General features: G+C 73.1%; 22 protein-coding genes. 16 read left to right on the top strand and 6 right to left on the bottom strand.

Translation table 11 applies throughout. The features are described 5' to 3' along the window. Positions 1–286 precede the first annotated feature (286 nt). Together ACQEVC_RS01355 and ACQEVC_RS01350 are read left to right on the top strand one after the other, a co-directional pair. Complete coding sequence (locus ACQEVC_RS01355) at positions 287–643, top strand: PadR family transcriptional regulator (protein WP_432872564.1); 357 nt, start codon at positions 287–289, stop codon at positions 641–643. Continuing rightward, positions 640–1,596, top strand: coding sequence for a hypothetical protein (locus tag ACQEVC_RS01350; RefSeq protein WP_432872561.1), 957 nt, complete (start codon positions 640–642; stop codon positions 1,594–1,596). Before ACQEVC_RS01355 ends, ACQEVC_RS01350 begins: the two co-directional genes overlap by 4 nt. Before the next feature lie 454 nt (positions 1,597–2,050). On the opposite strand, the gene ACQEVC_RS01345 is transcribed toward ACQEVC_RS01350, so the two are convergent. After that, on the bottom strand, positions 2,051–3,508 hold the full coding sequence (locus ACQEVC_RS01345) for a glycoside hydrolase family 3 protein (RefSeq protein ID WP_432872558.1): 1,458 nt from the start codon (positions 3,506–3,508) through the stop codon (positions 2,051–2,053). A gap of 179 nt (positions 3,509–3,687) precedes the next feature. Here ACQEVC_RS01345 and ACQEVC_RS01340 point away from each other — a divergent pair, with 179 nt between their 5' ends. Both ACQEVC_RS01340 and ACQEVC_RS01335 read left to right on the top strand, forming a co-directional pair. Further along, entirely contained in the window at positions 3,688–4,863 is a 1,176-nt protein-coding gene (locus tag ACQEVC_RS01340) for an ROK family transcriptional regulator (protein WP_331207298.1), read from the top strand. A gap of 841 nt (positions 4,864–5,704) precedes the next feature. Continuing rightward, positions 5,705–6,628, top strand: coding sequence for an N-acetylmuramoyl-L-alanine amidase (locus ACQEVC_RS01335; RefSeq protein ID WP_432890938.1), 924 nt, complete (start codon positions 5,705–5,707; stop codon positions 6,626–6,628). Between the two features lie 157 nt (positions 6,629–6,785). Here the strand turns inward: ACQEVC_RS01335 and ACQEVC_RS01330 are convergent, their stop codons facing one another. Together ACQEVC_RS01330 and ACQEVC_RS01325 are read right to left on the bottom strand one after the other, a co-directional pair. Next, positions 6,786–7,787 (bottom strand): ABC transporter permease subunit, encoded by a 1,002-nt coding sequence (locus ACQEVC_RS01330; RefSeq protein ID WP_432872555.1) that lies wholly within the window; start codon positions 7,785–7,787, stop codon positions 6,786–6,788. Then, positions 7,784–8,806: an ATP-binding cassette domain-containing protein gene (locus tag ACQEVC_RS01325; RefSeq protein WP_432872553.1), complete on the bottom strand. Its 1,023-nt coding sequence runs from the start codon at positions 8,804–8,806 to the stop codon at positions 7,784–7,786. Before ACQEVC_RS01325 ends, ACQEVC_RS01330 begins: the two co-directional genes overlap by 4 nt. Before the next feature lie 98 nt (positions 8,807–8,904). Between ACQEVC_RS01325 and ACQEVC_RS01320 the strand changes: the two genes are divergently transcribed. Continuing rightward, on the top strand, positions 8,905–9,744 hold the full coding sequence (locus ACQEVC_RS01320) for an ABC transporter ATP-binding protein (RefSeq protein WP_432872550.1): 840 nt from the start codon (positions 8,905–8,907) through the stop codon (positions 9,742–9,744). A gap of 251 nt (positions 9,745–9,995) precedes the next feature. Here the strand turns inward: ACQEVC_RS01320 and ACQEVC_RS01315 are convergent, their stop codons facing one another. Next, positions 9,996–10,991 carry an LLM class flavin-dependent oxidoreductase gene (locus ACQEVC_RS01315; protein WP_432872548.1) on the bottom strand — a complete coding sequence of 332 codons (996 nt, stop codon included), beginning with the start codon at positions 10,989–10,991 and terminating at the stop codon, positions 9,996–9,998. A 77-nt stretch (positions 10,992–11,068) separates the two neighbouring features. On the opposite strand from ACQEVC_RS01315, the gene ACQEVC_RS01310 reads away from it, so the two are divergent. Both ACQEVC_RS01310 and ACQEVC_RS01305 read left to right on the top strand, forming a co-directional pair. Next, positions 11,069–11,968, top strand: a complete 900-nt coding sequence (locus ACQEVC_RS01310; RefSeq protein WP_432872545.1) for a ribokinase — start codon at positions 11,069–11,071, stop codon at positions 11,966–11,968. A 210-nt stretch (positions 11,969–12,178) separates the two neighbouring features. Next, positions 12,179–12,598, top strand: coding sequence for a YccF domain-containing protein (locus ACQEVC_RS01305; protein WP_432872543.1), 420 nt, complete (start codon positions 12,179–12,181; stop codon positions 12,596–12,598). A 57-nt stretch (positions 12,599–12,655) separates the two neighbouring features. Here the strand turns inward: ACQEVC_RS01305 and ACQEVC_RS01300 are convergent, their stop codons facing one another. Next, positions 12,656–13,873 (bottom strand): RNA polymerase sigma factor, encoded by a 1,218-nt coding sequence (locus tag ACQEVC_RS01300; RefSeq protein ID WP_432872540.1) that lies wholly within the window; start codon positions 13,871–13,873, stop codon positions 12,656–12,658. A gap of 115 nt (positions 13,874–13,988) precedes the next feature. Beyond that, positions 13,989–14,363, bottom strand: coding sequence for a YciI family protein (locus tag ACQEVC_RS01295; protein WP_432872539.1), 375 nt, complete (start codon positions 14,361–14,363; stop codon positions 13,989–13,991). Between the two features lie 240 nt (positions 14,364–14,603). Here ACQEVC_RS01295 and ACQEVC_RS01290 point away from each other — a divergent pair, with 240 nt between their 5' ends. From ACQEVC_RS01290 to ACQEVC_RS01250, 9 genes are all read left to right on the top strand, one after another. Continuing rightward, positions 14,604–15,734 carry a LacI family DNA-binding transcriptional regulator gene (locus tag ACQEVC_RS01290; RefSeq protein ID WP_432872537.1) on the top strand — a complete coding sequence of 377 codons (1,131 nt, stop codon included), beginning with the start codon at positions 14,604–14,606 and terminating at the stop codon, positions 15,732–15,734. Continuing rightward, positions 15,731–16,666 (top strand): carbohydrate ABC transporter permease, encoded by a 936-nt coding sequence (locus ACQEVC_RS01285; protein WP_432872535.1) that lies wholly within the window; start codon positions 15,731–15,733, stop codon positions 16,664–16,666. The genes ACQEVC_RS01290 and ACQEVC_RS01285 overlap by 4 nt, the downstream gene beginning before the upstream one ends. A 2-nt stretch (positions 16,667–16,668) precedes the next feature. Beyond that, positions 16,669–17,532, top strand: coding sequence for a carbohydrate ABC transporter permease (locus ACQEVC_RS01280; protein ID WP_432872534.1), 864 nt, complete (start codon positions 16,669–16,671; stop codon positions 17,530–17,532). A gap of 43 nt (positions 17,533–17,575) precedes the next feature. Further along, positions 17,576–18,868, top strand: coding sequence for an ABC transporter substrate-binding protein (locus ACQEVC_RS01275; protein WP_432872532.1), 1,293 nt, complete (start codon positions 17,576–17,578; stop codon positions 18,866–18,868). Between the two features lie 2 nt (positions 18,869–18,870). Continuing rightward, the gene (locus tag ACQEVC_RS01270; RefSeq protein WP_432872530.1) at positions 18,871–20,007 is read left to right on the top strand and encodes an ADP-ribosylglycohydrolase family protein; all 1,137 of its coding nucleotides are present in this window, start codon (positions 18,871–18,873) and stop codon (positions 20,005–20,007) included. Then, on the top strand, positions 20,004–21,371 hold the full coding sequence (locus tag ACQEVC_RS01265; protein ID WP_432872528.1) for an ADP-ribosylglycohydrolase family protein: 1,368 nt from the start codon (positions 20,004–20,006) through the stop codon (positions 21,369–21,371). The genes ACQEVC_RS01270 and ACQEVC_RS01265 overlap by 4 nt, the downstream gene beginning before the upstream one ends. 78 nt (positions 21,372–21,449) lie before the next feature. Continuing rightward, positions 21,450–22,406: a ribokinase gene (locus ACQEVC_RS01260; protein ID WP_432872526.1), complete on the top strand. Its 957-nt coding sequence runs from the start codon at positions 21,450–21,452 to the stop codon at positions 22,404–22,406. Then, a complete protein-coding gene (locus ACQEVC_RS01255) occupies positions 22,403–24,355 on the top strand; it encodes an SUMF1/EgtB/PvdO family nonheme iron enzyme (RefSeq protein ID WP_432872524.1) in 1,953 nt (650 codons plus the stop codon). Before ACQEVC_RS01260 ends, ACQEVC_RS01255 begins: the two co-directional genes overlap by 4 nt. Positions 24,356–24,389: 34 nt before the next feature. Then, complete coding sequence (locus ACQEVC_RS01250; protein ID WP_432872522.1) at positions 24,390–26,561, top strand: alpha/beta hydrolase-fold protein; 2,172 nt, start codon at positions 24,390–24,392, stop codon at positions 26,559–26,561. The last annotated feature ends 7 nt before the right edge of the window (positions 26,562–26,568 follow it).

The following is a 26,568-nucleotide window of genomic DNA, read 5'->3' as shown; positions in this document are numbered from 1 at the left end:
AGGTGGCGGAGGCGTCGATGCGGGTGGTGAGGGTGACTTGCTGTCCGGTGATGCGTTCGAGTTGGTGGATGAGGTTGTGTTGGAGGCGTTGGTGGTAGCGGGTGTCGTGGTAGTTGGTGCCGAGGTCGTGGTAGCGGGCGGTGGGGTCGGCGAGTAGGTGCCAGATGACGGTGCGGATCGAGTTGCCGGTGGCGACGATGGCGCGGAGTTTGCTCGGTTGGCGCTGCTGCCCGCCAGGGCCCAGGCTCCTTGACGCATACGTCGATCATCTGCTTATGTTGATGGCATGACTAAATCCTTCGCGGCGATGCGTGAGCCCACGTACTTCATCCTCGCCGCCTTGCAGGACGAACCGTTACATGGCTACGCCATCGTCAAGCGGGCGCAGGAGTTGTCTGGCGGGCGGGTGCGGTTGACGACTGGCACCCTGTACGCGGCGTTGGACCGACTCAGCGGCGAGGAAATGGTGCGAGTAGCCGAGGAGACGGTGGTCAACGGCCGTGCCCGCCGCACGTATGAGCTGACCGAGCGTGGGTTGTCCGCACTGCGTGAGGAGGCAGCACGGATGGCGGCTGCGGCTCGGGTCGTTCGAACCCGTTCCGGTGTGTCGAGGGCTACGACGGTGCGGACGGCGCTGGCATGACCGGCCCGGAGCGCCGCTACCGGTGGCTGCTGCGCGCGTACCCTCGGGCCTATCGGCAGTACCGGGCCGACGAGATGCTGGAAACGCTGCTGGCTGTGGGCGAGACGGATCGGAGGCACCCGAGCCTTCGGGAGTCCCTGGCGCTCCTGGTGGGAGGCCTGCGGGCCCGCACCGGCATAGACCAGCTCCGCTCCCGGGCCGCAGTGCGATACTCCGCGCTGCGATTGACCGCGCTGTCCCTCCTCGCGTGTGGCATCGCCCTTACGGCCATGCCCGTCCTGTGGCGCTCGTGGCTGCTGCTGCCCGGCACGTCCTCCACCGACGTGGTTTCCGGGAGCCTGGTCACGCCGGCGATATGGCTTTTCGCGTTGGCGGCTGCGGCGTGGGCCCGCTACCGCCTCGCACTTGCCATGACCATCAGCGCTTTCGTCGCTGACCTCTGGTACTCCGTAGTGCACAACCAGTTGTACGTGGAGCAATGGACGGGGGTCGAGGTAAGCGGGTCCCTTCTCCAGGTGGTTGTCCACCAGGCCGTGGACTTTCCGACGTGGGCATGCGTGTTGGCCGCGCTGACGATGCTTCCGTTGCTCGGTACGCGTCAACCACGTGTCACGCGACCATGGACCTGGCTCGTCTGCGCAGCGGTGGCTGTGGCGATCATGACGCCTAATCCGCTCAACGGATGGGCCGGCGGGTTTGACCAGACAGTCATCGTGACCGTCTGGCTCATGGCAGCCGTCGTGGGTGCGGCATTTGATGCGCGGATATCGATTGTGGCCAGTGTGCTTCTTCTGGTGCCAATCCTTGGTGTTCTGGCTTACGAACTGGTGCGTTGGAAGCGGGACGCTTGGTGGCTCGAAAACCAAACCCTTCTTCTCGCGGCGATGGTCGGAATGCTCGCGATCACGTTAACCGTCAGCAGGATGGCTACTCGCCGACAAGTCACCTTGTAGGTAGCCCGGCCGCCTCGCAGAATGCCCTCGACGGCAACCGCGGGGCGGCCGGTCGTGATCCCAGCGACCGGCAGAGGCTCCCGGTCTTTGTCGGAGAGCTCGAACGGCGTCGCGATAAGGCGCAGGGGTGGGTCTGTGTCGGCGGCTGGAACCACGGCAGAAGATCGCAACGTTGCTGGCCGCCCGGATACCGGTCCCCGGGAAAGGGCAGCTCGCCCGATGCGCTCGGAGCCGATCCCGGACGGCCAGGTGAAGGGGTCCGGCTGGCGGCACCGCGCCGGTCTTGCTACAGGCCTAGAACAGTCTCGATATGGCTAGGCGTCTCGGCCGCCCGCCGGAACCCTCCGAAACCACAACCACAACCACACCCCGGTGGACAACCCGCTCCGGCAGCACCGGGAAACCCGTTGGGTCACCCGACGAAATCCCCGATCGAGGGGGCTGGGGGTGGGGGTTAGCGCGGGCGGGTTAGGTGGAGGGCTTCGGCGGCGGCGCGGCCGTTGGCGTGGCTGGCGCCGTACGTGGTGACGAAGGCGCGTACGCCCGCGGGGCGCCAGCCGGAGGGCCAGCCCATCTCGACCACGGTCACCGGATGGCTGCCGGCCAGCGTCTCGACCAGTTCGGGCCCGCCCGGCAGCCGGTGCAGGTGCCGGCCGACCAGCACGATCGGCCGCCCGGCAGCACGTTCCCGGAGCATCTCCGCGTCGGTCTCGGCGGCGACGACCCGGAGCTGTTCGGTGCCGTTCAGGTGTGGCCCGAGCCCCCACGGCACCCGCCCCTCGGCGATCGTGGAGGCGCTGAAGACCTGTACCACCAGCGGTGCGGTGAGCCCGTCGAGGCTGCCCTCGACCCGGACGGCGCGCCGCGCGGCGGCGTACCCGAGGTCTGTTCCGGCGGCCCGGACCGGCGCGGCGGCCCGCGTCCACGCGGCGAGCGCGGCGGTCCGCTCGGCGGCCTGCTCGACCCGGGCGAGGTCGAGCCGGCCGTCGCGCAGCGCGGCGACGATCTCGGCGACCACCAGCTCGACCAGCTCGGCGTCGACCTGCGCGCCGATGCAGAGCAGGTCCGCACCGGCGGCCAGCGCCCGGACGGCGCCCGGGCCGACGCCACCGGCGGCCACCGCCGCGCCCTTCATCTCCAGCGCGTCGGTCAGCACCACTCCGGTGAAGCCGTATTCGCCGCGGAGCAGGTCGGCCAGGACGGCGGAGCTGAACGTGGCCGGGTCGTCGCCGGTGAGCGCGGGTACCCGGATGTGCGCGGTCATGATCGCCCTGGCGCCCGCGTCGATCACCGCCGCGAAGGGTGGCAGGTCGCGGGCCCGGAGCAACTCCACCGGTACGTCCACTGTGGGCAGTTCGAGGTGGGAGTCGGCGACCGTGGCGCCGTGCCCGGGGAAGTGCTTGGCGCAGGCGGCCACCCCGGCGGACTGCAGCCCGGTGACCGCGGCGGCGGCGTGCATGGCGACCTGGGCCGGGTCGGCCCCGAACGCCCGGGTGCCGATGATCGGGTTGTCGTCGGCGGTGTTGACGTCGACGGTCGGCGCGAGGTTGAGGTTGACCCCGACCGCCATCAGGTCGTTGCCGATCGCGTGGTAGACCCGCTCGGTCAGTCCGACGTCGTGCACCGCGCCGAGCGCGGCGTTGCCCGGGTACGGGCTGCCGGTCGCGTGCGCCAGCCGGGTGACGTCGCCGCCCTCCTCGTCGATCGCGATGAGTACGTCCGGGCGGGCCTCCCGCAGCGCGGCGCTGGTGGCGGCGACCTGGTCGGGGTGCTCGATGTTCCGGCCGAACAGGGTGTGCCCGGCCAGCCCTTCGGTGAGCAGGTCGAGCGCCCAGCCGGGCGGGCTGGTGCCGGGGAAGGCGGCGAGCAGCGTACCCAGCGCCAGCCGGCGGATTCCTGGATCGGTCGGCACGTTCCTCCCCCTTCGGCCCTTTTCCCGGCTCCGAGTGTCGCACCGGGGTGGACCATCTCGCAGCCAAGCGCTACCGGATCGGCTTAACACTCCGGCCGCACCGGACCATTACGCTACGGCTACTCCCACGAAGGTTAGCCTAGCTATTAGGAAAGCTTCTTAAACAAGAGGGACATTGCATGGCGAGCACCCGGCTACCTGGTACACCCCGCCTGCTCCGCGCGCTCAACGACCGGGCGGCGCTGGAGCTGCTGCTCGCGCGCGGGCCGCTCACCCGTGCGCAGTTGGGCGAGCTGACCGGGTTGTCCAAGGTCACTGCGTCCCAACTCGTGGAACGCCTGGAGGAGCGCGGACTGGTCAGCCGGGTCGGCGAGCAGGCCGGCGGGCGCGGCCCGAACGCGCAGCTCTACGCCGTACGGCCGGGCACCGCGCACGTGGTCGGCGTCGACGTCGGGCCGGACCGGGTGGTGGCGGCCTGTGCCGACATCACCGGCGAGGTGATCGGCCGGGTCGAGCAGTCCACCCGGGACACCGACGACCCGGTGGGCGTGGTGCACAACGCGGTGGTGCAGGCGGCGAGCGACGCCGGAGCCCAGTTGTCGACCGTACGCCGGGTGGTGCTCGGCACGCCCGGCCTGGTCGACCCGGCCACCGGCGACATCACCTTCGCGTTCAACCTGCCCCGCTGGCACCGGGGCCTGCTCGCCGCGCTCCGCGAGGACCTGGACACCCCGGTGGTCTTCGAGAACGACGTCAACCTGGCCGCGGTCGCCGAGGCAGAGTCCGGTGCGGCGCGCGGGGTGGACGACTTCGTGCTGGTCTGGCTGGGTGTCGGCGTCGGCCTGGCCATCGTGCTGAACGGCCGGCTGCACCACGGCAGCACCGGCGCGGCCGGCGAGATCGGCTACCTTCCGGTGCCCGGCGCGCCCATCCCCCGGGACGCCTCCCGGCGGGCGAAGCCGGCGTTCGGCCAGCTCGCCGGCTCCGACGCGGTCCGCGCGGTGGCCCGCGAGCACGGCTTCCGGGCCGGCTCGGCGGCGGACGCGATCCGGGCCGCCATCGCGGCCGGCACCGAGGGCGGGCCGGTGCTCGACGAGGTCGCCCGGCGCCTGGCGCTCGGGGTGGCCAGCAGTTGCGTGGTGCTCGACCCGCCGCTGGTGGTGCTGGCCGGCGAGGTCGGCCAGGCCGGTGGCACCGCGCTGGCCGAGCGGGTGCAGCACGAGGTCGCCGCGATCACCCTGGTCACGCCCCGGGTGGTGCCGACCGAGCTGACCGACGAGCCGGTGTTGCGCGGTGCCCTCCGGGTGGCGCTCGACGCCGTCCGCGACGAGGTGTTCGGCTCCACGCTCGGCTGATCCGCCGCACCCGAGGGTGTCGTCCCGGGGCACCCGTCGCGCGGTCATGTAGATATTTTTCATTACCTGTCGGTTGGGTGCAAGGTCTCGACATAGACAGATGTGAGGCTATACGGTACGGCCACCCGGCGTCCCGATTCCCGGGACGTCTCTGCTCCGCAGAGGAGTGACGGTGACCGAACGGAACCCCCAGTCGCGTCCGAGCCACCTGCTCGGCGCCACCCTGATCGCGTCCCTCACCATCGGCCTCACCGGTCAGCCAGCGCTGGCCGGACCATCCGCTCCGGTCGACCTGCCGGCCGCACCCGCCCCGGCCACGGTGACCGGACCGCTGGCCGCCGCCTTCGATACGGCGGCGACCAGGTACGACGTGCCCCGTGACCTGCTCGTGGCGCTCGGTTACGCCGAGACGCACCTCGACGGGCACGCCGGGGCACCCAGCGCCTCCGGCGGGTACGGCGTCATGCACCTGACCAGCAACCCCAAGCTGCACACCCTGGACGAGGCGGTCGCGCTGACCGGCCTGGGCCGGGAGACCCTGCGCACCGACTCCGCCGCCAACGTCACCGGTGCGGCGGCGGTGCTGCGGTCGTACGCCGACGCCGCCGGGCTCACCACCGCGCAGCGCCGCGACGTGAACCGCTGGTACGGCCAGGTCGTCCGGTACGGCGGCGCCAGCACCCCGGCGGTCGCCCGGCTCTACGCCGACACCGTCTACGAGCTGCTCGGCACCGGCATCGACGCCACCACCACCGGTGGGCCGGTACGGGTGCCCGCCCGCAAGGTCGCCCCGGACCGGGGAGCCCTGCGCGACGTGGCCCCGCTCGGCAGTCCCGGCGGGATGGGCATCATGAGCACCGACTACGGGCCGGCGGCCTGGGCACCGGCGCACTCGGCCAACTTCACCGTCTCGAACCGCGAGTCGACGTACCCGATCAACTACGTGGTGATCCACGTGACCCAGGGCTCGTACGCCGGCTCGATCAGCTGGTTCCAGAACCCGGCCGCGCAGGTCAGCGCCCACTACACGATCCGCTCCTCGGACGGCGCGGTGACCCAGTCGGTGCGGGAGAAGGACGTCGCCTGGCACGCCGGCAACTGGACCTACAACACCCAGTCGATCGGCATCGAGCACGAGGGCTACGTCACCCAGCCCTCCTGGTTCACCGACGCGATGTACCGCTCCTCGGCCGCGCTGACCCGGCACCTCTGCGACCGGTACGGCATCCCGAAGGACCGGTCCCGGATCATCGGGCACAACCAGGTCCCGGGCGCCACCCACACCGACCCGGGGCCGCACTGGAACTGGACCTACTACATGCAGCTCGTCACCGGCTCGACCCCGCCGCCCGGCGGCTGGTCGCAGACGGTGGACAACTCCACCGCCGGCCGGTTCACCGCCAGTGCCAACTGGGGTATCTCGGCGTACTCGTCCCAGAAGCAGGGCGCGGACTACCGGTTCGGGGACCCGGTCGAGTCGAGCGACCCGGCCTGGTACAAGGTGGCCGTCCCGGAGACCGGCAGCTACCGGGTGGACGCCTGGTATCCGGCCGACCCCGGCTACAACAGCGCGGCGCCGTACATCATCGCCACCACCACCGGCAACCGGACCGTCTATGTCGACCAGCGCTCCGGCGGTGGTGCGTGGCGGACCCTGGGCACCTTCACGCTGGCCGCCGGTGACGCGGACAAGGTGGCGGTGAGCCGGTGGACCGGCGGCACCGGACTGGTCATCGCGGACGCCATCCGGGTCACCCGGGTCTGACGTCAGGGGGCTGGGCAGGGGGCGCGACCGGGGCCCCCGCCCAGCCGTCCGGACCGATCAGGCTGTCCACGACCGGTCAGGCTTTCCCGACCGATCAGGCTGTTCCGACTGTCCAGGACATCAGGCTGTCCCGACCGGTCAGGCTGTCCAGGAGCGGTCAGGCCAGGTCGCGGCGGCGGAAGGCGGCGAACGCGCCGCCGAGGGCCAGCAGCGTCAGCCCGAGCAGCACGACGAGCCCGGCGGGCCAGAGAATCGAGTACGACCGGTCGCAGTAGCCCGACCCGGGCACCGGGGCGCAGTCGCCGGCCAGTGCCCAGAGCCGGATCTCGCCACCGACCCAGGCGATCACGTAACTGCTCAGCATCAGCCGGTCCGGTCGGGCGACGTCGATGATGCCCATCACGATCCGGCCGCCCACCTCCCACAGCACGCCGTACCCGGCCGCCACGCCGAGCGCCGCCGAGGTGTGCCGGCCCAGCGTGGCCGTCGCGAAACCCAGCGCGGTGACCATCAGCACCAGCAACAGCCCTCGGGTGACGGCACCGGCCAGGTCGGTCCAGAACGCACTGCCCGGACTGCCGGGCAGGCCGCGTACCTCCGCGATGAGCCGGAACGCGCCGAGGTAGACCGCCGAGGCGACCACCGACAGCCCCAGTACGCCGCCGAGCAGGGTGCCGAGCTTGGTGCCGAGTACGACCATCCGCTGTGGACGCCACAGCAGCAGGTTGGTCATCCCGCCGGAGGTGAGGTCCGCGCCGATGTAGGAGGCGCCGACCAGGAAGCCGAAGAGGCAGAGGAAGGCGATCAGGAAGTACGTCAGGTCGAGGATCTGCCGGTCGAAGACGAAGACCCCGGTCAGGAAGTCGGACGCGTCGATCCGGTCCGGATGGACGTCCCCGCAGTCGCCCTGGTACCGCACCTCCGGGTCGGGTACGCCGGCCCGTTCGGCCCGCAGGCACTCGGCGTACCACAGCCGCGCGTCCGCCCGCTGCTGCTCGGCCCGCGCCTCGGCCACCCTGATCTCTACCGCGGTGGGCTGGTGCGAGCCGGCCAGCGTGGTGGCGACGGTGACCCCGAACGCGGTGACCAGCAGCACCAGCATGAGCTGTACGAAGCGACGTGCGGCGAGCCGGCCGATCTCGGCGCGTACCAGGTTCACGGCTCTGCCCTCCTGTCGTCGGTGCGGACAGTGATCTCGATCGGCGCGTCCGCCGGGGCGTCCGGCAGCACCGACTCGTCGACCTGGCGCGGCACCCCGGGACGGGGCCGGGTGCCGGTGAGTTCCAGAAAGACGCTCTCCAGGTCAGGGGTGAGCGGGGTCAGTTCGCGCAGCCAGACGCCCTGCTCGCCGAGGACCCGGCTGATCCGGGCCGGATCGTCGACCCCGGACACCACCAGATGGTCGGGGTGTACCGCCACCGGCAGCCCGGCCGCCCGGACGAGTTCGACCGCCCGGGGCTGGCCGTCGGCGACCCGGATCCGGAACTCGCGGTGGTCGAAGCCGGCCAGCACCGCCTCGACGGGACCGGCGGCCACCCGGCGGCCCCGGGAGATAATTGTCACGTGGTCGCAGATCTGCTGGATCTCGCCCAGGATGTGGCTGGAGACCAGCACGGTGACCCCGGCGGCGGAGAGCCCGCGCATCAGGTCCCGCATCTCGCGGATGCCCGCCGGGTCCAGCCCGTTGGCCGGCTCGTCCAGGATCAGCAGCTCCGGCTCCTTGAGCAGGGCGGAGGCGACCGCCAGCCGCTGCTTCATGCCCAGCGAGTACGCCTTCACCCGCTCGTCGGCCCGGTCCCGCAGCCCGACCTGCTCCAGTACCTCGTCGACCCGGGTCTGCGGCACCCCGCCCGCGACGGCGAGCAGCCGCAGGGTGCGCCGGCCACTGAAGTTGCCGAAGAACTGCGGGCTCTCCACGATGGCCCCGAACCGGCCGACCACGGCGGGCAGCCGGTGCGGCGCCGGCTCGCCGAACAGGGCCATCCGGCCGCCGTCCGCGCGGACCAGGCCGAGCAGCGTACGCAGCGTGGTCGTCTTGCCGGATCCGTTCGGGCCGAGGAAGCCGTGCACCTGGCCCGGCTCGACGCGCATGTCGAAGCCGTCCAGCGCGATCCGGCTGCCCCGGCGCAGGCTCGTGAACGTCTTGCGCAGACCGTCGATCTCGATCACCGCCGGCACGCCCCACCTCCCGGCAACGTGACATACGACACGGCGCCCCACCCTACGGCCCGGACGCTGCTCGTGGGGGGAACGGCGCTGCGTGGTTGGATGGTCGGGTGCGTGATGATCCGGTTTCCATCTCCGCCGACGCCGGCTCCCCGGCACCGGTACCCCCGGACGTGGTGATCGACTTCCACGGGGTCGGCGTACTGCGCTCCGGCACTCCACTGTTGCGTGACGTGACGTGGCGGGTGTGGCCGGACGAGCGCTGGGTGGTCCTCGGGCCCAACGGCGCGGGCAAGACGACACTGCTCAACCTGGCGGCCGGGCGGTTGCACCCCACCACCGGCCTGGTACACGCGCTCGGCGAGCGCATCGGGCGCACCGACCTGGCCGAGCTGCGTACCCGGATCGGGCTGACCACGGCGGCGCTGGCCGAGCGGGTACCGGCCGACGAGCGGGTCCGGGACGTGGTGCTGACCGCCGCCTGGTCGGTGGTGGGCCGCTGGCGCGAGCAGTACGACGAGCTGGACGAGGCCCGGGCCAACGCCCTGCTCGGCCAGCTCGGCGTGCTGCCCCTGGCCGACCGCCGGTACGGGACCCTCTCCGAGGGCGAGCGGAAGCGGACCCAGATCGCCCGCGCGCTGATGACCGACCCGGAGCTGCTGCTGCTCGACGAGCCGGCGGCCGGGCTCGACCTCGGCGGCCGGGAGGACCTGGTGGCCCGACTCGCCGGGCTGGCCCACGACCCGGACGCTCCGGCGATGGTGCTGGTCACGCACCACGTGGAGGAGATCCCTCCCGGCTTCACCCACGCCCTGCTGATCCGCGAGGGCGGCATCGTGGCGCAGGGGCCGCTCGCCGAGACGGTCACCGGCGAATACCTCTCCAAGACCTTCGGGGTACCGCTGGTGGTGGAGTACTCCGGCGAGCGCTTCACCGCCCGCGCCGCCTGACCACCCACCCACCGGGCCGCCCTGCCCACCGGGCCGCCCTGCCCACCGGGCCGCCCCACCCACCGGGCCGCCCTGCCCACCGGGCCCGCCCTGCCCACCGGGCCGCCCTGCCCACCGGGCCGGGTGGCCGTCGGCCGGGCGGTCGCCGTCGAGGGTGGCCAGCCCTTCACCTGGACGGTAGAGGCGTTACGGCGCACGCGTAGCGCATCTGATGTCCAGGTGAAGGGTGGCGGATCGGTGGTGGGCGGGTGTCAGCGGGCGGTGGCGGCGCGGAGCATCGGGAGCAGCGTCTCGGCCGCCAGGGTGATCTGGGCGACCGCGGACTGGGCGTCGCGGGGTGGGACGAAGACCACCGCGTCCGCGCTCGCCTCCCGGAGCCGGGTCACCGCCGTCGCGCACTGCTCGGCGCTGCCGGCCGCGGTGAACCGGTCGAGGTGGTGCTCGGGCAGGGCCGCCGCCAGCGCCTCGGCACCGGACGCGCCGGCCAGCATGGCGGTGATCTCGTCGGCCAGGTCGGCGTCGGCGGGTGGCAGTGCCCAGCCGCCGGCGAGCTGGGCGGCGAACTCGCGGCGGGCGCTGGCCCGGCCCTCGTCGAAGTCCAGGTGGGCGTAGACGGTGAGCCGGTGGTCGTCGGTACGGCCGGCCTCCCGGCGCCCCTCGTCGATCAACCCCCGGGCCCAGCGCACGTACGCCGGGCTGGCCCCCTCGGCCAGGATGGTGCCGTCGGCCACCCGGCCGGAGAGCCGCAGCGACTTCTCGGCGCGTACGCCGGTCGAGATCGGGGGCGGTTGCTCCGGCGGGAACTCCAGCGCCACCTCGCGCAGCCGGGCGTGCCGGCCGGCGACGGTGACCCGCTCCCCGGCCAGCAGGGCGCGCACCGCCGCGACGGTCTCCCCGAGTACCGCCAGCGGCGACGGGTGGTCGGCACCGACCTGGCGGACCCAGTCCGGCATGCCGTGCCCGAATCCGGGCAGGATCCGGCCGGGGAAGAGCCGGGCGAGGTTGGCCAGCTCCATGGCGGCCAGCGCCGGATTGCGGAACGCCGCCGGCAGGATGCCGATGCCGATCCTCAGTCGGTCGGTCACCGCCGCGGCGACGGCGGCGCTGGAGACCGCCCCGCCGAAGAAGCAGTCCTCGACCACCCACAGCTCGTCGTAGCCCAGCCGCTCCACCAGCCGGGCGTACGCCGGAAGTTGCTCCGGGGCGGTGTCACAGCGGTACATCACTCCGATCGGCATCTGTCCCATGTCTGGCAGCCTGCCAGACGACGCCGGTAACGGCCGGTTCTAGACTCGGGCGGTCGCCGAAACGGGAGGTGCTGCCGGTGAGCCGGCCGCGGGTCGTAGTCATGGGCAGCGCCAACATGGACCTGGTGGTCACCACCGGTGTCCTGCCGAAGCCCGGTGAGACCGTCTTCGGCACCGATTTCGTGATGGTGGCCGGCGGTAAGGGTGCCAACCAGGCGATCGCGGCCACCCGGGCCGGTGCCGACGGGGCACTGCTCGGCGCGATCGGCTCGGACTCGTTCGGCGTGACGCTCAAGGCCCGGATCTCGGCCGCCGGGGTGGACACCGAACGGGTCCGGGTGGTCTACGGCGCGTCCGGAGTGGCGGTCGTCACCGTCGACGCCGAGGGCGAGAACACCATCGTGGTCACCCCGGCCGCCAACTCGGCGTTCACCGGGCTCACCGAAAGCGAGCTGACCGCCGTACGCGAGGCGGACGTGCTGGTCGCGCAGTTGGAGATTCCGGTCGGCACGGTGACCCAGGCGGCTCGGGCGGCCCGGTCCGCCGGTACCCGGGTGGTGCTGAACGCCGCGCCCGCCCAGCCGGTACCGGTCGAGCTGCTGGACTCCGTCGACCTGCTGGTGGTCAACGAGGCCGAGGCGCGGGCGATCACCGGGTGCGGCCGGGAGGATCCGGCGGCGCTGCTCGCCGTGGTGCCCCGCGCGGTGCTGACCCTGGGCCGGCACGGCGCCTGGTACGGCGACCGCGACGGCACCGCCGTGCACGTACCCGCGGTCAAGGTGGACCTGGTCGACTCCACGGGGGCCGGTGACGCTTTCACCGGTGCGCTCGCGGTGGCCTGGGGCGAGGGCCGGGAGCCGGTCGACGCGGTGCGCTGGGCGAGTGCGGCCGGTGCCGCCTGCGCACGCCGGCTCGGTGCCTCGGTCTCGCTGCCGCTGCGGGCCGAGATCGACGCCCTCTACGTGCCGGCGGTCTGAGACTCCGGTTACGTGCGGCGGTTTGAGAATCCCGTTACGTGCCGGCGGTCTGAGGCTCCGGTTACCTCGCGGCGGTCTGAGGCTCCGGTTACCTCGCGGCGGGTTGAGGCTCCGGTTACGTCGCGGCGGGTTGAGGCTCCGGTTACGTCGCGGCGGGTTGAGGCTCCGGTTACGTCGCGGTGGGTTGATCGGAGGGCGCACGATGGGGGCATGGTGCGATTCGTGCTCAACCTGCTCTGGCTGATCTTCGGTAGCGGCATCGCCCTCGCCATCGGGTACGGGATCGCGGCCCTGATCTGCTTCGTGCTGGTCGTGACCATCCCGTTCGGAGTCGCCGCGCTGCGGCTGGCGTACTACTCGCTCTGGCCGTTCGGCCGGACCCTGGTGGCGAAGCCCGGTGCCGGGCTCGGCTCGGGGCTGGCCAACCTGCTCTGGGTGGTGTTGGCCGGCTGGTGGCTGGCGCTGGCGCACATCGTCGCCGGGGTCGCGCTCTGCGTCACGATCATCGGAATCCCGTTCGGTATCGCCAACTTCAAGCTGGTCCCGGCGGCGTTCTGGCCGCTCGGTCGCGAGGTGGTGGAGGTCGACGACCTCCGCCGTCCAGCGGCGTCACCCGCCCCGGCGAGCTGACCCGAGACACCCCACAGAGGCGGGGTGTCGGTGGGTGGAGGTGGGCCGGTGGTCGAGTCAGCCGGTGCCGCCCAGTGTCTGGCGGCTGCGGCGCAGGAAGTCCTGCTCGACCGCGTTGCGGGTCAGCGCGGCGGCCGCGTCGTAGGCGAGCGCGGCTTCGGCGGTGCGGCCCAGCCGGCGCAGCAGGTCGGCCCGGACGGCGTGGAAGACGTGGTAGGTGCCGAGGTCGAGGTCGTCGACCAGGGCCAGTGCCGGGGCCGGCCCGGCGACCTCGGCGAGCGCGACCGCGCGGTTCAGCGCCACGACCGGGCTCGGGGCGAGCGCCAGCAGGTGGTCGTAGAGCCGGAGGATCTGGCCCCAGTCCGTCTCGGCGGCGGTCGGCGCGTCGCTGTGCACCGCGTTGATCGCCGCCTGGATCTGGTACGGCCCGGGCCGGTCGCGCCGCAGGCAACGCCGGACCAGGGCCTGCCCCTCGGCCGCGAGTTGCCGGTCCCAGCGGGTACGGTCCTGCTCGGCCAGGCGTACCAGTCCGCCGTCCGGGTCGGTGCGGCTCGGCCGGCGCGACTCGACCAGCAGCATCAGGGCGAGCAGCCCCAGCACCTCCGGTTCGTCGGGCATGAGGTCGGCGAGCAGCCGGGCGAGCCGGATCGCCTCGACGGCGAGGTCCGTCCGGCCGAGCCGCTCGCCCGAACTGGCGATGTATCCCTCGTTGAACACCAGGTACAGCACGGCGAGTACGGCCTGGAGCCGGTCCGGCAGGTCGGCCTCGGCGGGCACCCGGTACGGGATCCGGGCGGCCCGGATCTTGCCTTTGGCGCGTACCAGCCGCTGCGCCATGGTCGGTTCGGGGACCAGGAAGGCGTGCGCGATCTGTGCGGTGCTCAGTCCGCCCAACAGTCGCAGGGTCAGTGCGACCCGGGCGGCCGGGGCGAGCGCCGGATGGCAGCAGGTGAAGATCAGGCGTAGCCGTTCGTCCCGCACGGGACCCTCCTCGTCCGATCCGCTTCCGGGGTAGGACGCCGGTGCGTCGGTGGCGTGCAGCAGGGCGGCCTGGGCATGCCGGTCCGGCAGGGTGGACTCCCGGCGGAGCCGGTCGATCGCCCGGTTCCGGGCGGTGGTGATGATCCAGCCGGCCGGGCTCGGCGGTGTGCCGTCGGCGGGCCAGCTCCGGATCGCGGTGGCGAACGCGTCCTGCACCGCGTCCTCGGCGACGTCGATGTCGCCGAAGACGCGGATCAGGACGGCGACCGCCCGGCCGTACTCGGTCCGGAACACCCGCTCGACGTCGGTGACGGTTGCCGGTTCCCGTCCGGGGCGGGGCGCCGGGCCGGACGTCGGGTCCGACCCGGAGCCCCGCCCCGGGTGAGGTGCTGGTGCCGGGTCGGGCGGCTCAGCCACGGGGCGGGTCGCAACTCTCGGCCTCGTCGGCCAGTGGCCGTACCTCGATCGGCAGCAGGCCGATCGCCCGGGCCAGCTTGCCGCCCCACTCCAGTGCGGCGTCGAGGTCGGGGGCGCGGATCACGGTGAACCCGCCTAGGTGCTCCTTGCCCTCGGTGTACGGCCCGTCGGTCATCAGCACCTCGCCGTCGCGAGGACGGAGCACGGTCGCGGTGCTCGCCGGGTGCAGTCCGGCGGAGAAGACCCACGCTCCGGCGGCCTTCATCTCCTGGTTCAGGGCCGCCAGGTTCGCCATGATCGGATCCAGGATCTCCGGTCCCGGCGGCTCGCCGTCGCCCTGGTAGATGCTGAGCAGGTACTGCTGCATGGTGCGCGACCTCCTGTCCCGCCGCCGGCACGGCACCGGCGGCCTCTCCACCTCTACACGTTCGGCGGCCCGCCGGATCGACACGCCGGCCGGAGAAATCTGGCCGTCCCGAGCGGCGGCGTCCCGCCGCCATCGTGCTGAGCAGGGACGAAACGTTTTCGTAACGGAGTCTTGACGGGTCGCGGGGAGCGGAGCAGACTCCCCGGAAACGTTTACAAGTCAGGAGCGGAGGTTCGGTGCATGGGTCGTAAACGTTTACAGCCCGCCGCCGACGGCCGGCCGACCGTGCACACGGTGGCCGCCCGGGCCGGCGTCTCGATCGCCTCGGCCTCGCGTGTCCTGAACGGCGTCGGCGGCAGCGCCGAGACGATCCGCCGGGTCCGCGAGGCGGCGGCCGAGGTCGGCTACGTGCCGAACGCCATCGCCCGGTCCCTCCAGGCCCAGCGCACCGGCCTGGTCGCACTCGCCGTCGCCGACATCGGCAACCCGGTCTACGTGGCGATGATGCGGGCCATCGAGGCCGTCGTCGCCTCCTCCGGTCGGCAACTCCTGGTGCACGCCACCGGCGGCGAGATCGACAGCGAGACCGACCTGCTGCGCCGGCTGGCCAACCGGTACGTGGACGGCATGATCATGTCCCCGATCCGGATCACCGACAGCCACCTCGACGCGATCGTGGTCAGCCCGGTACCGGTCGTCGTGGTCGGACAGTTGCCCGACGACGCACCGGTGGACAACGTCCGGACCGACTCCCGGGCCGGTGTGGCGCTCGCCGTCGATCACCTGGTCGCGGCCGGCCGGCAGCGGATCGGCTTCGTCAACGGCCCGCTGGACACGGTGCCGGGCGTGGCCCGGGACGCCGGCTTCCGTGCCGCGCTGGCCAGCCACGGCATCCCGGTCGACGAGCGGCTGATCGAGGTCGGCGACTTCCAGTACGCTGCCGGCCGGGACGCCGCCGCCCGGCTGTTCGCCCGGGCCGAGCCCGACGCGCTGCTCTGCGCCAACGACCTGATCGCGGTCGGTGCCCTGCACGCGCTGCTCACCGAGGGGCGCCGGGTACCCGAGGACGTGGCGCTGGTCGGCATGGACGACACCGAGCTGGCGCAGATGGCGTTTCCGCAGCTCTCCAGCGTCTCGCTCGGCTCCGCCGACCGGGGACGGCGGGCGGCCGAACTTCTGCTGGAGCGGATCGCCGACCCCGACCTGCCGCCCCGGCGCGAACACGTCGCGCCGAGCCTGGCGGTACGCGCCTCCAGCACCGTCGGCCGGCCCACCCGAAGCGGTCCGCCACCGACCCGGCGGCCATCGAGCGGCCCGGCGAGCCGACCTCCGGCGGCCCCGGCCGACGGTGCCCTGGGGGTGACCTCGTGACCACGCTGGCCGAACGACCCGACGTCGACCGGACCGGGCGGGGGGACCGCTCCCGGCGCCGCCGCTCCGACCGGACCACCGTCTACCTACTGCTGCTCCCGTCCCTGCTGCCGGTACTGGTGCTGTCGGTGTTCCCGCTGTTGCGCGGCATCTACCTCGGCTTCACCGACGCCCGGGCCGGCCGGAACGTCGAGGTCAGCTTCACCGGCCTGGCGAACTACCGGGAACTGCTCGGCGACAGCCTGTTCTGGAGTTCCTTCCGGATCGGCCTGCTCTGGGCGTTCGCGGTGACGGTGCTCCAGTTCCTGCTCGCCCTCGGGCTGGCACTGCTGCTCGACCAGCGGCTGCGGTTCCGGGGCGTGGCCCGGGTGCTCGCCGTGGTGCCCTGGGCGATGCCACCGGTGGTGGTCGGCATCCTGTGGCGGCTGGTCTACCACCCGGACGCCGGCCTGCTCAACGAGTTCCTGCACCGGATCGGCGCGGACGGGCTCCGCACCACCTGGCTCGGCGACTTCAACACCGCCTTGCCTGCGGTGATCCTCGTCGGGGTCTGGGCCGGCATGCCGCAGACCACCGTCGTACTCCTGGCGGGTTTGCAGGGGGTGCCGCGCGAACTGCACGAGGCGGCCGCGATGGACGGGGCCGGCGCGTGGCAGCGGTTCCGCAGCGTCACGCTCCCCTCGCTGATGCCGGTGATCGTGGCGATCACCTCCCTGGACTTCATCTGGAACTTCAACTCGTTCGGGCTGGTCTACGTGCTGACCGCCGGTGGGCCGGGCGGCCGCACCATGCTGCCGATGCTCTTCGCCTACGAGGAGGCGTTCCGGTACGGCAACTACGGCTACGCGGCGGCGCTCGGCAACGTGATGGTGGTGATCGTCGTGGCATTGCTCGCGGTGTACCTGCGTCGCCGGCTACGGGAGGCGAACTGACGATGGCGCGGACCGACGTGACGCGCAGGCCCGGGCGCCGCAGGCGGGTCGGCCGGGGCCTGCAGTACCTGGCCCTCTCGGCGTACCTGGTCTTCCTGGCGTTCCCGCTGGTGTGGCTGCTCTCCACCTCGTTCAAGCCGCCCCGTGAGCTGGTCAAACTGCACCCGACGCTGATACCGGAGAGCCCGACGCTGGCCAACTTCGTGCAGGCGTTCACCGAGCAGGACCTCGGCCGGGCGGCCTGGAACAGCATCCAGGTGTCGCTCGCCTCGGCACTGCTCACCGTGCTGATCGCGACCCCGGCGTCGTACGCGCTGGCGCGCTTCCGGACCCGGCTGGGCACGGTCGCGCTGGGCTGGGTACTCCTCTCCCAGCTCTTCCCCTTCGTGCTGCTGATCATCCCGATCTTCCTGGTACTCCGGCAGGCCGGGCTGGCCAACACGCACGCCGGGCTGGTGCTGATCTACGTGGTCTGGGCGCTGCCGTTCGCGCTCTGGATGCTCCAGGGCTTCGTCCGCAACATCCCGCGCGACCTGGAGGAGGCGGCCTCGGTCGACGGCGCCAACCGGATACAGACGCTGCGTCGGGTGATCTTCCCGTTGCTCACCCCCGGCCTGGTCGCCACCGCGCTGTTCGCGTTCATCTCCGCCTGGAACGAGTTCTTCTTCGCCCTGGTGCTGATCAAGACTCCGGAGCTGGCGACCCTGCCGGTCGCGCTGGCCCGGTTCGTCGGCATCGAGGGCACCGCCCGGCTCGGGCCGCTGGCCGCCGGCTCGCTGCTGGCCACCATCCCGAGCCTGGTCTTCTTCGCCGTCATGCAGCGCCGGCTGGCCTCCGGGTCGCTCGCGGGCGCTGTCAAGGGATAGCTACACACACCCCCACCACAACCAGCAACAGGAGGTATCCCCCGTGCTCGACAGAGTTTCCCGACGACTCGCCGCCGCCGCGCTGGCGGGCGTCGTCGGACTGGGTGCGCTCGCCGCGTGCGGCGGCGGGAGCGGAGACGACGAGAGTTCCGGTCCGGTCAAGCTGCGGTTTCTCAGCCTGGCCTGGCAGAAGGAGTCGCTCCAGGCCAACAAGGACCTGGTCGCCAAGTGGAACGCCGAACACCCGGACATCCAGGTCGAGTACGTCCAGGGTGACTGGAACTCGGTACACGACCAGTTGCTGACCGCCTTCGAGGGCGGCGACGCCCCGGACATCGTGCACTACGAGGCGGCGTCGATCGGCGAGTTCAGCAAGCAGGGCTACCTGGCCGACCTCTCCGGCCTGCTCTCCGACGACTTCAAGGGCCAGATCGACAAGGGGATCTGGGACACCGCGACCTTCGACGGCAAGGTCACCGGCGTGCCGTTCCTGCTGGAGTCGCAGGTCGTGATCGCCAACAAGAAGCTGCTGGACGCGGCCGGCGTCGCGGTGCCGCCCGCCGACGGCGGCTGGACCTGGGACGAGTTCCAGGCCAACGCGCAGAAGCTGACCGGCCCCGGCAGGTACGGCGTCGCCTGGGCGCTGAAGTCGCCGACCAACCGGGTGCTGAACCTGGCGCTCAACTTCGACGGCAAGTACTTCTACACCGACGGCGGCAGGACCGAGGTGCGGATCGGGGACGCCGAGAAGGAGGTGCCGAGGCGGATCCACGACATGCTCTACACCAGCAAGACCGCCTCGCCGGAGGCGCTGGGGATGAGCGGCGCCGACACCCTGCCCGGCTTCTTCGCCGGCAAGTACGCGATGATTCCCGGCTCGGTCTCGCTGCGCCAGCAGATGGTCGAGCAGGCGCCGGCCGGCTTCGAGTGGGTGACGATCCCGCCGGTGAAGGGCGTCTCCGCCAACCAGGCCGCCAACCCGCAGACCCTCTCGGTCGCGGCCGACTCGGCGCACCAGAAGCAGGCGGCGCAGTTCCTGGAGTACTTCCTCAACCCGACCAACATGGCCGCGTTGGCCAAGGGCGACTGGCTGGTGCCGACCGGTAAGCAGGCGAACGAGGATCTGGTCAAGGTGACCGGCGGCAAGCAGGGCTGGGACGTCGCGGCGGACAGCGCCGAGGATCTCACGGTGGCGCCGTTCCAGATGGTCGACGGCTACCCGGAGTGGAAGCTGAAGTACGCCACTCCGGCCCTCCAGCAGTACTTCGCCAACAAGATCACGCTCGACCAGCTCGGTACGCAGCTCGTCGACGGTGGGAAGCAGGTCCTGAGGTAACCATGGAACACTTGCTCGACAAGTCGGTCGGCTGCCTGGTCGGCGCCGCGGTGGGCGACGCCCTCGGCGGGGCCACGGAAACGGCGCTGCCCGAGCAGATCCGGGCCCGGTACGGCGACTGGGTGCGGGGTGTCGCACCGCCGTTCCACGCCGACTGGGCCACCGCGCGGCCACTGGCGCCGTACCACAAGGGCGACGGGCACATCACCGACGACACGTTGATGACCCACGCGCTGGTGCGGGCGTACGCGAACAAGCGCGACCACCTCGACGCGTACGACGTGGTGGAACTGCTCGTGCCCGACCTGCTCGAGCGGGTGGTCTACATCCCCGACCTGGAGCGGGAGGGGGTGACCTTCCACCGCCTCGCCGCCGCCGAACGGTGGCTGGTCACCCGCCTGCACCACGCGCACGCCGACCCCCGGGAGGGCGGTGTCGGCAACATCGTCAACTGCGGTGCCGCCATGTACATGGCCCCGGTGGGGATCGTGAACGCGGGCGACCCGGCCGGCGCGTACGCCGAGGCGGTGGAGATCGCCGGGGCGCACCAGCACAGCTACGGCCGGGAGGCGGCGGCGGTGCTGGCCGCGGCGGTGGCGGCGGCGATGGCCCCCGGCGCGGGCGTCGACGACGTGCTGGCCGCCGTGCTCGACCTGGCCCGGGACGGCACCCGCGCGGCGATCGCCGCCGTGGTCAAGGAGGCCGAGGGGTACGCCGACTGGCGTGACGCCATCGCACCGCTGCGCGCCGCGGTGGCCCCGTACGACACGGTGGGCGAGGAGTACCGCAACCCGGGGCTGGGGGCGCGGCGGCCCAGCCGGCTGCACTCCATCGAGGAGTTGCCGGTGGCCCTCGGCATGCTCGTGGTGGCCCGGGGGGAGCTGTCCGAGGCGGTGCTCGGCGCGGTCAACTACGGCCGGGACGCCGACTCGACCGCGACGATGGCCGGGGCGATCGCCGGGGCACTCGGCGGGGCGGCGGCGGTCCCGGCCGAGTGGTCGGCAACGGTCGCCGAGGCGTCCCGGACCGACCTGGTCGGTCCGGCCAAGGAGCTGGCCGAGGTGGCGGCGGAGGTCTTCGCGCGGGACCGCGAGCGGTTCACCCGGCGCGCCGAGCGGTTCGCCGGACTGTCGTCGTGAGATTGACCTGGGTGCAGCCGGAGGATCTGCTGCCGCACGAGCTGGCGGCCAGCGCCGACGAGGGGCGGGACGTCTCGGCGGTCGCGCGGCGCTGGGCGGCGGCCGGCGGTTCGGTGCTACCGCCGGTCAGCGGGGCGTCCGCAGAGCCGGCCGGTCCGGAGTTGCGGGTGCTGGCCGCGGAACTGCTCGACGAGTGTGACGCGCTGCCGCCGGTCCGGTCGGCGACCGAGCCGACCGAGCTGGCCGCGATCCGGGCGAGCTGGCCGACGGAGTACGGGCTGCCGACCGGGGCGCCGGAGCCGGACCGGGTGCACGGCGGCTGGCTGGGCCGGGCGGTCGGCTGCCTGCTCGGCAAGCCGGTGGAGAAGATTTCCCGGCAGGGCATCCGGGAGATCCTGACCGCCACCGGACGGTGGCCGCTGGCCGGCTACTTCACCGGGGTCGGCCTGCCGGCCGAGGTGGCGGCCCGGTGGCCGTGGAACCGGCGCAGCGCGCCGACCAGCCTGGCCGAGAACATCGACGGGATGCCGGAGGACGACGACCTCAACTTCGCGCTGCTGGCGTTGCGGGTGCTGGAGACGCACGGCCGGGAGTTCACCAGCGCCGACGTGGCCCAGGCGTGGCTGGACTGGCTGCCCGGGGGACGGGTCTTCACCGCCGAGCGGGTGGCGTACCGGAACCTGCTGCTCGGGCTGGCCCCACCGGCGACGGCGCTGCGGCACAACCCGTTCCGGGAGTGGATCGGCGCCCAGATCCGCACCGACGTGTACGGCTGGGTGCACCCGGGCCGGCCGGACCTGGCGGCCGAGCTGGCGTACCGGGACGCGGTCGTCAGCCACCTCCGGGGCGGGGTGCACGGTGCGCTCTGGGTGGCGGCGATGACCTCGGCCGCCGTGGTGGCCTCCGACGTGGACGCCGTACTCGACGCGGGCGAGTCGGTGTTGCCGCCGCAGAGCCGGTTCGCGGCGACGGTACGCGAGGCCCGGGCGCTCGGTGCCGAGGCGGCGGCCGGCTCGACCGACTGGGAGTCGGTGCTCGACACCCTCTACGCCCGGCACGGCCACCTGCACTGGGTGCACGTACGCAACAACGCCGCCCTGGTGGCGGCGGCACTGGCGTACGGGCGGGGCGACCTGGTCCGGTCGATCTGCGCGGTGGTCAGCGGTGGTTGGGACACCGACTCCACCGGGGCGACGGTCGGCTCGGTGACCGGGGCACTGACCGGTGCCGCCGCACTGCCGGCCGAGTGGACCGGACCGCTGCGCGGCCGGCTGCGCAGTAGCATCGCCGGCTTCGACGGCGTGGAGTTCGCCGAGCTGGCCGAGCGGACCCGGCGGCTGGTCCGGGGCGGGGCGGAATCGTGAGCGAGGGCGGGGAGGAATCGTGAGCGCGAGGTGCGAGCGGGTGCCGCGAGCCCGGCAGTCGCGAGAAGGTGGGCCGGCATGACGGGCGGATCCGGCGAGGTCCGGGTGGTGGTGGTCGGCAGCGCCAACCTGGACCTGGTGGTGTCGACGCCGACGCTGCCCAGGCCCGGCGAGACGGTGCTCGGCGACGCGCTGCGGACCATCCCCGGCGGCAAGGGGGCCAACCAGGCGGTGGCGGCGGCCAGGGCCGGGGCCAGGTGCGACTTCGTCGGCGCGGTCGGGCAGGACGGCTTCGCCGACCAGCTCCGGGCCAACCTGGCCGGGGCGGGGGTGGACCTGCGCCGGCTGCGTACCGTGCCGGGTCCGTCCGGGGTGGCGCTGATCGCGGTGGACGCCGACGCCGAGAACCTGATCGTGGTGGCCCCGGGCGCGAACGCCGAACTGACCAGCCTGGACGCCGACGACCAGGCCGTGGTGGCGGCGGCGGACGTCCTGCTGTGCCAGTTGGAGGTACCGCTGCCGGCGGTGACCCAGGCCGCCGGATGGGGCCGGACCGCCGGTACCACGGTGGTGCTGAACGCCGCACCGGCCCGGCAGTTGCCGGCGGAGCTGCTCGACGTGGTGGACGTGCTGGTGGTCAACCAGGTCGAGGCGGCGATGGTGGCCGGCCTCCCCGCCGAGACCGGCCTCGACGCCCTGCTGGACGCCCTGCTGCACCTGGTCCCCCGGGTGGTGCTGACTCTCGGTGCCCGGGGCGCGTGTTACACCGACCGGCTCGGCCTGCGGCTCGCGGTCGAGGCGCCGACGATCGACGCGGTGGACACCACCGCCGCCGGGGACGCGTTCACCGGGGCGCTGGCGGTGGCCTGGGCACAGCGGCGCGGGCCGGTCGAGCCGGCGGCGGTGACGGCGGCGCTGCGCTGGGCCTGCGCGGCGGGCGCCGCCTGCGCGCGGCGGCCCGGCGCCTCCACCGCGCTGCCCACCCGGGACGAGATCGACGCCCTCTACGCACAGAGCTATCCGGAGCCGCTATGACGTTCAACCCCTATCTGCCGAGGCCGATCGACCTGCCCACGGCGGTGCCGCTGGCGGCCGGTGCCGACCTGTCGGTGCTGGACGAGGCGAAGATCTTCGCCGCCCCGGACGACCCGGCGGACTGGCCGGCCTGGCGGGACCGGCTGACCCGCTGGCGGACCGAGGCGCGGGCCCGGCTCGGCTACGACGGCGGGCACTACGCCGAGATCGCCGGGGACTGCTTCACCGTCTGCCTGGCCTGGCTCTGGGACGAGTCGCTCTACGACGCCGAACGCGGCGTCTTCACCGTCGACAGTTTCCTCGATGGCGCGGAACGCGACTTCGGCGGCTTCGACGGGGTGGTGCTCTGGCACGCGTACCCGGTGATCGGGCTGGACGACCGCAACCAGTTCGACTTCTACCGGCAGGTACCGGAGCTGCCCGAGGTGGTCCGGGCCTTCCAGGCGCGCGGCGTACGGGTCTTCGTCGACTACAACCCGTGGGACGTCGGCACTCGCCGGCCCCGGCGCACCGACCCGGACGAGGTGGCCGCGCTGGTCGGCTGGCTGGGTGTGGACGGGGTCTTCCTGGACACCCTCAAGGAGGGCGCGGGCGAACTGCGGAAGACCCTGGACGCGGCCCGGCCCGGCATCGTGCTGGAGGGGGAGTCGCGGGTGCCGTTGGCCCGGATCGCCGACCACGCGATGTCCTGGGCGCAGTGGTTCGCCGACTCGCCGGTGCCGGGCGTACTCCGCGCCAAGTGGTTCGAGCGGCGGCACCTGCTGCACCACACCCGGCGCTGGCACCGCAGCCATCTCGACGAACTGCATTCGGCCTGGCTCAACGGGGTCGGGGTGCTGGTCTGGGAGAGCGTCTTCGGGGTCTGGGTCGGCTGGAACGAGCGGGACCGGGCGGTGCTGGCGGCGATGCGCCGGGTGCAGCGGAGTCACGCTGCCTGGCTGCGCGCCGAGGACTGGGCCCCGCTCGCCGACCAGGTCGCCGGGACCGAGATCTACGCCTCCCGCTGGCTGCACGACGGCATTCCGTTGTGGACGGTCGTCAACCGGGGCGGAGCGTACGACGGGCCGTGGCTGGTCACCGAGGAGCGTCCCGGCCACCGCTGGTACGAGCTGACCACCGGCACCGAGCTGACCGCCACCTCGGCCGGCCCCGGTCGGGTGGCGGTCGGCGGGGCGCTGCCGGCCGGCGGGATCGCCGCCGTGCTCGGCACGGTCGAGGCGCTGACCCTGCCCCGGCACGCCCCCGCCGAAGGTGACCCGAACTTCCCGGCCCGCTCGGCGGTCCGCGTACCGGCTCCGGTGGTGCGCCGAGCCGACGTACCGGACGGGATGCGGGCGGTCGACGGCGGGCGGCGGGAGCTGCTGGTCCGGCACCGGCAGCGCGAGACCGGGCTGTACGGCGAGGCGCCGTACGTCGACGAGTGGAAGCCGCTGCCACCCCGGCTGCACCAGCCGGTGACCCTGCACCGGACCGTCCGGCTCGGACGGTTCGCGATCGGCGAGCGCGAGGTGAGCAACGCCGAGTACGCCGAGTTCGTCCGGGCCACCGGCTACCGCCCGGTCCGGCCGGAGCGCTGGCCGTGGGCGGACGGCGGGCTGCCGGGACCGGCCGACGGGCCGGCCACCCACGTGGAGCTGGCCGACGCCCGGGCGTACGCGGCCTGGGCCGGGGCGCGGCTGCCGACCGAGGACGAGTGGCAGGTCGCCGCCGAGCGGGGACTGCTGCGCCGGGCCGAGCCGCTGGTGTGGAACCTGACCGAGAGCGAGCACACCGACGGGCGTACCCGGTTCGTGATCCTCAAGGGCGGCGCGGCGTACCGGGCCGACGGCTCGGACTGGTATCTCGACGGCGGCCCGCAACCTCCGGGGGTGTCGGTGAAGCTGCTGACCCTGGGCGCCGGACTGACCCGCTCGGAGTCGATCGGCTTCCGTTGCGCGGTCGACCTGTGACCGCCGATTTTTCAGACCTGAGGGAGAGGACCGGATGAGGAGACCATGGCGGCTCGGCGGTGTGGCCGGGGTACTGCTGCTCTCGGTCGGCCTGGTCGGCGCCGTGCCCGGCGGAGCCGTGGCGGGGCGGGACCGGGCGGGCACGCTGAGCACGGCGAGCGCGCCGTCGGCGGCGCTCGGCTCGCCGATCGACTACACCGTCTACCTGCCGTACGGCTACGCCGACCGGCGCAACGCCACCGTCCGGTACCCGGTGCTCTACCTGCTGCACGGGCGCGGCGACACGATGTCGGCGTGGACCCGGGTGAAGGCCGACCTGGACCGGATGATCGCCGACGGCGAGGTGCCGCCGGTCATCGCGGTACTCCCGGACGCGCCGTGGAGCGGCCGGGGAAGCTGGTACGTCGACTCCGGCTACACCGGGGCGGACGACCCGGGGCGGCCGGTCGAGACGGCACTCACCCGCGACCTCGTCTCCTATGTGGACGCTACCTACCGCACCTCGGCGCACCGGGGAGCCCGGCTGGTCGGCGGCTATTCGATGGGCGGCGCCGGTGCGCTGCGGTACGCCCTGGCCCACCAGGACCTCTTCGCCAACGCGCTGGTGCTCAGCCCGGCGGTCTACCGCCCGCTGCCGCCGGCCGACTCGTCGGCCCGGGAGTACGGCGCCTTCGGTGCGGGCGACGAACGGTTCTCCGCCGACGTCTACCGCCGGCTGAACTATCCCGCCCTGTTGCCGACCCTCGACCCGGAGCTGCCGGTGCGGATGTTCGTCGCGGTCGGCGACGACGAGTGGGCCAACCCCGACCCGGCGGATGCGGCGCACGACCTCGACTACGAGGCCGCCACGCTCTACAACACGCTGCGGCGCTCCGAGGCGGTCGCCGCGCAGTTCCGGGTCGTCGACGGCGGTCACGACTGGGACGTCTGGCGGCCGTCCTTCATGGACGGTCTGCGGCAGCTCGCCCCGACGCTCAGCGTCACCCCGCCGGCCGGCCTGCCCGGGCCGCCGCTCGGCACCGGCGGCACCGACTGGGCCGGCGGCGTCGCGGCGGCACCGGACGGCGGCGCCACCATCGGGTACGCCGCCTCCGGCCCGGTCGGCGGCCAGCCGTACGCGGGCGGGCTCGACGCGGTCGTCACCCGGCTCGGGCCGGACCGCCGTACACCACAGTGGACGATGCAGTTCGGCACTCCCGCGAACGAGCGGCTCTACGGCGTCGTGGCGCTCGCCGACAACGCCGTGCTCGCCGCCGGCTACACCCGGGGCGACCTCGACGGGGCACACCCGGGCAGCCCGGCCGACGACGGGTTCGTGGCCAAGCTGACCGGCACCGGCGAGCGGGCCTGGCTGACCCAGCTCGGCGACCCGACCAAGGCCGACCGGTTCTACGCGGTCGCACCCGCCCCGGACGGCGGCGCGTACGTCGCCGGCTACACCAGCGGTGCCTACGGCGGCACCAGCGCCGGTGACAAGGACGCGATCCTGGTCCGGCTCGGCCCGGACGGGCGGGTGGGCTGGAGCCGCCAGCTCGGTGGTCCCGGCGAGGACAAGGCGTACGCGGTCGCGGCCGACGCCTCCGGCGTCCACCTCGCCGGCAGCACCTCGGCCGGGATGCCCGGCAGCCCGCACCTGGGCGGCACGGACGGCTGGCTGGCCCGGTTCACCCCGGACGGTACCCGGCAGTGGACGGCCGCCGAGGGCGGCACCGGCGACGACCTGCTGACCGGGCTCGCCGTCACCACCACCGGCACCGTGGTCGCCACCGGCGGCACCGGCGGGGAGGCCACCGCCGGCGGCACCGACGTGCTGACCGTGGCGTACGACGGAACCGGCCGGCAGCGGTGGCGGACCGTCAGCGGCGGGGCCGGCGACGACGCCGGTGCCGAGGTGCTGGCGCTGCCCGGCGGCGAGGTCGCGGTGGTCGGATTCACCGGCAGTGCCCTGGGCGTACCGGCCGGTGCGGCGGACGTGCTCACCCTGCGGCTGGACCGGCGCGGCAAGCAGGTGCTGGCGGCGCAGTACGGCACCGCCCGGGACGACGCGGTGGACGCCTTCGGCGAGGAGAACGTCTACGCCACCCGGGCCGGGGACGGAAAACTGCTGGTCAGCGGCTTGACCGTCGGCACTCCGGCCGGCGGTGCCGCGCTCGGCAACGGCGACGTCTTCGTGGCGTCGGTCGACCCGACGGGAGGACTGCCGTGACGGCGGG

Source organism: Plantactinospora sp. CA-294935 (genome assembly GCF_050936445.1).
Classification (GTDB): domain Bacteria; phylum Actinomycetota; class Actinomycetes; order Mycobacteriales; family Micromonosporaceae; genus Plantactinospora.
This window is presented reverse-complemented; position numbering and strand designations above follow the sequence as displayed.

Excerpts from the sequence above, each read along its gene's own strand:
- ACQEVC_RS01355 (WP_432872564.1), top strand. The coding sequence starts at position 287 with ATGACTAAATCCTTCGCGGCGATGCGTGAGCCCACGTACTTCATCCTC.
- ACQEVC_RS01350 (WP_432872561.1), top strand. The coding sequence starts at position 640 with ATGACCGGCCCGGAGCGCCGCTACCGGTGGCTGCTGCGCGCGTACCCT.
- ACQEVC_RS01340 (WP_331207298.1), top strand. The coding sequence starts at position 3,688 with ATGGCGAGCACCCGGCTACCTGGTACACCCCGCCTGCTCCGCGCGCTC.
- ACQEVC_RS01335 (WP_432890938.1), top strand. The coding sequence starts at position 5,705 with ATGGGCATCATGAGCACCGACTACGGGCCGGCGGCCTGGGCACCGGCG.
- ACQEVC_RS01315 (WP_432872548.1), bottom strand. The coding sequence starts at position 10,991 with ATGGGACAGATGCCGATCGGAGTGATGTACCGCTGTGACACCGCCCCG.
- ACQEVC_RS01305 (WP_432872543.1), top strand. The coding sequence starts at position 12,179 with ATGGTGCGATTCGTGCTCAACCTGCTCTGGCTGATCTTCGGTAGCGGC.
- ACQEVC_RS01295 (WP_432872539.1), bottom strand. The coding sequence starts at position 14,363 with ATGCAGCAGTACCTGCTCAGCATCTACCAGGGCGACGGCGAGCCGCCG.
- ACQEVC_RS01290 (WP_432872537.1), top strand. The coding sequence starts at position 14,604 with ATGGGTCGTAAACGTTTACAGCCCGCCGCCGACGGCCGGCCGACCGTG.
- ACQEVC_RS01280 (WP_432872534.1), top strand. The coding sequence starts at position 16,669 with ATGGCGCGGACCGACGTGACGCGCAGGCCCGGGCGCCGCAGGCGGGTC.
- ACQEVC_RS01270 (WP_432872530.1), top strand. The coding sequence starts at position 18,871 with ATGGAACACTTGCTCGACAAGTCGGTCGGCTGCCTGGTCGGCGCCGCG.
- ACQEVC_RS01260 (WP_432872526.1), top strand. The coding sequence starts at position 21,450 with ATGACGGGCGGATCCGGCGAGGTCCGGGTGGTGGTGGTCGGCAGCGCC.
- ACQEVC_RS01255 (WP_432872524.1), top strand. The coding sequence starts at position 22,403 with ATGACGTTCAACCCCTATCTGCCGAGGCCGATCGACCTGCCCACGGCG.
- ACQEVC_RS01250 (WP_432872522.1), top strand. The coding sequence starts at position 24,390 with ATGAGGAGACCATGGCGGCTCGGCGGTGTGGCCGGGGTACTGCTGCTC.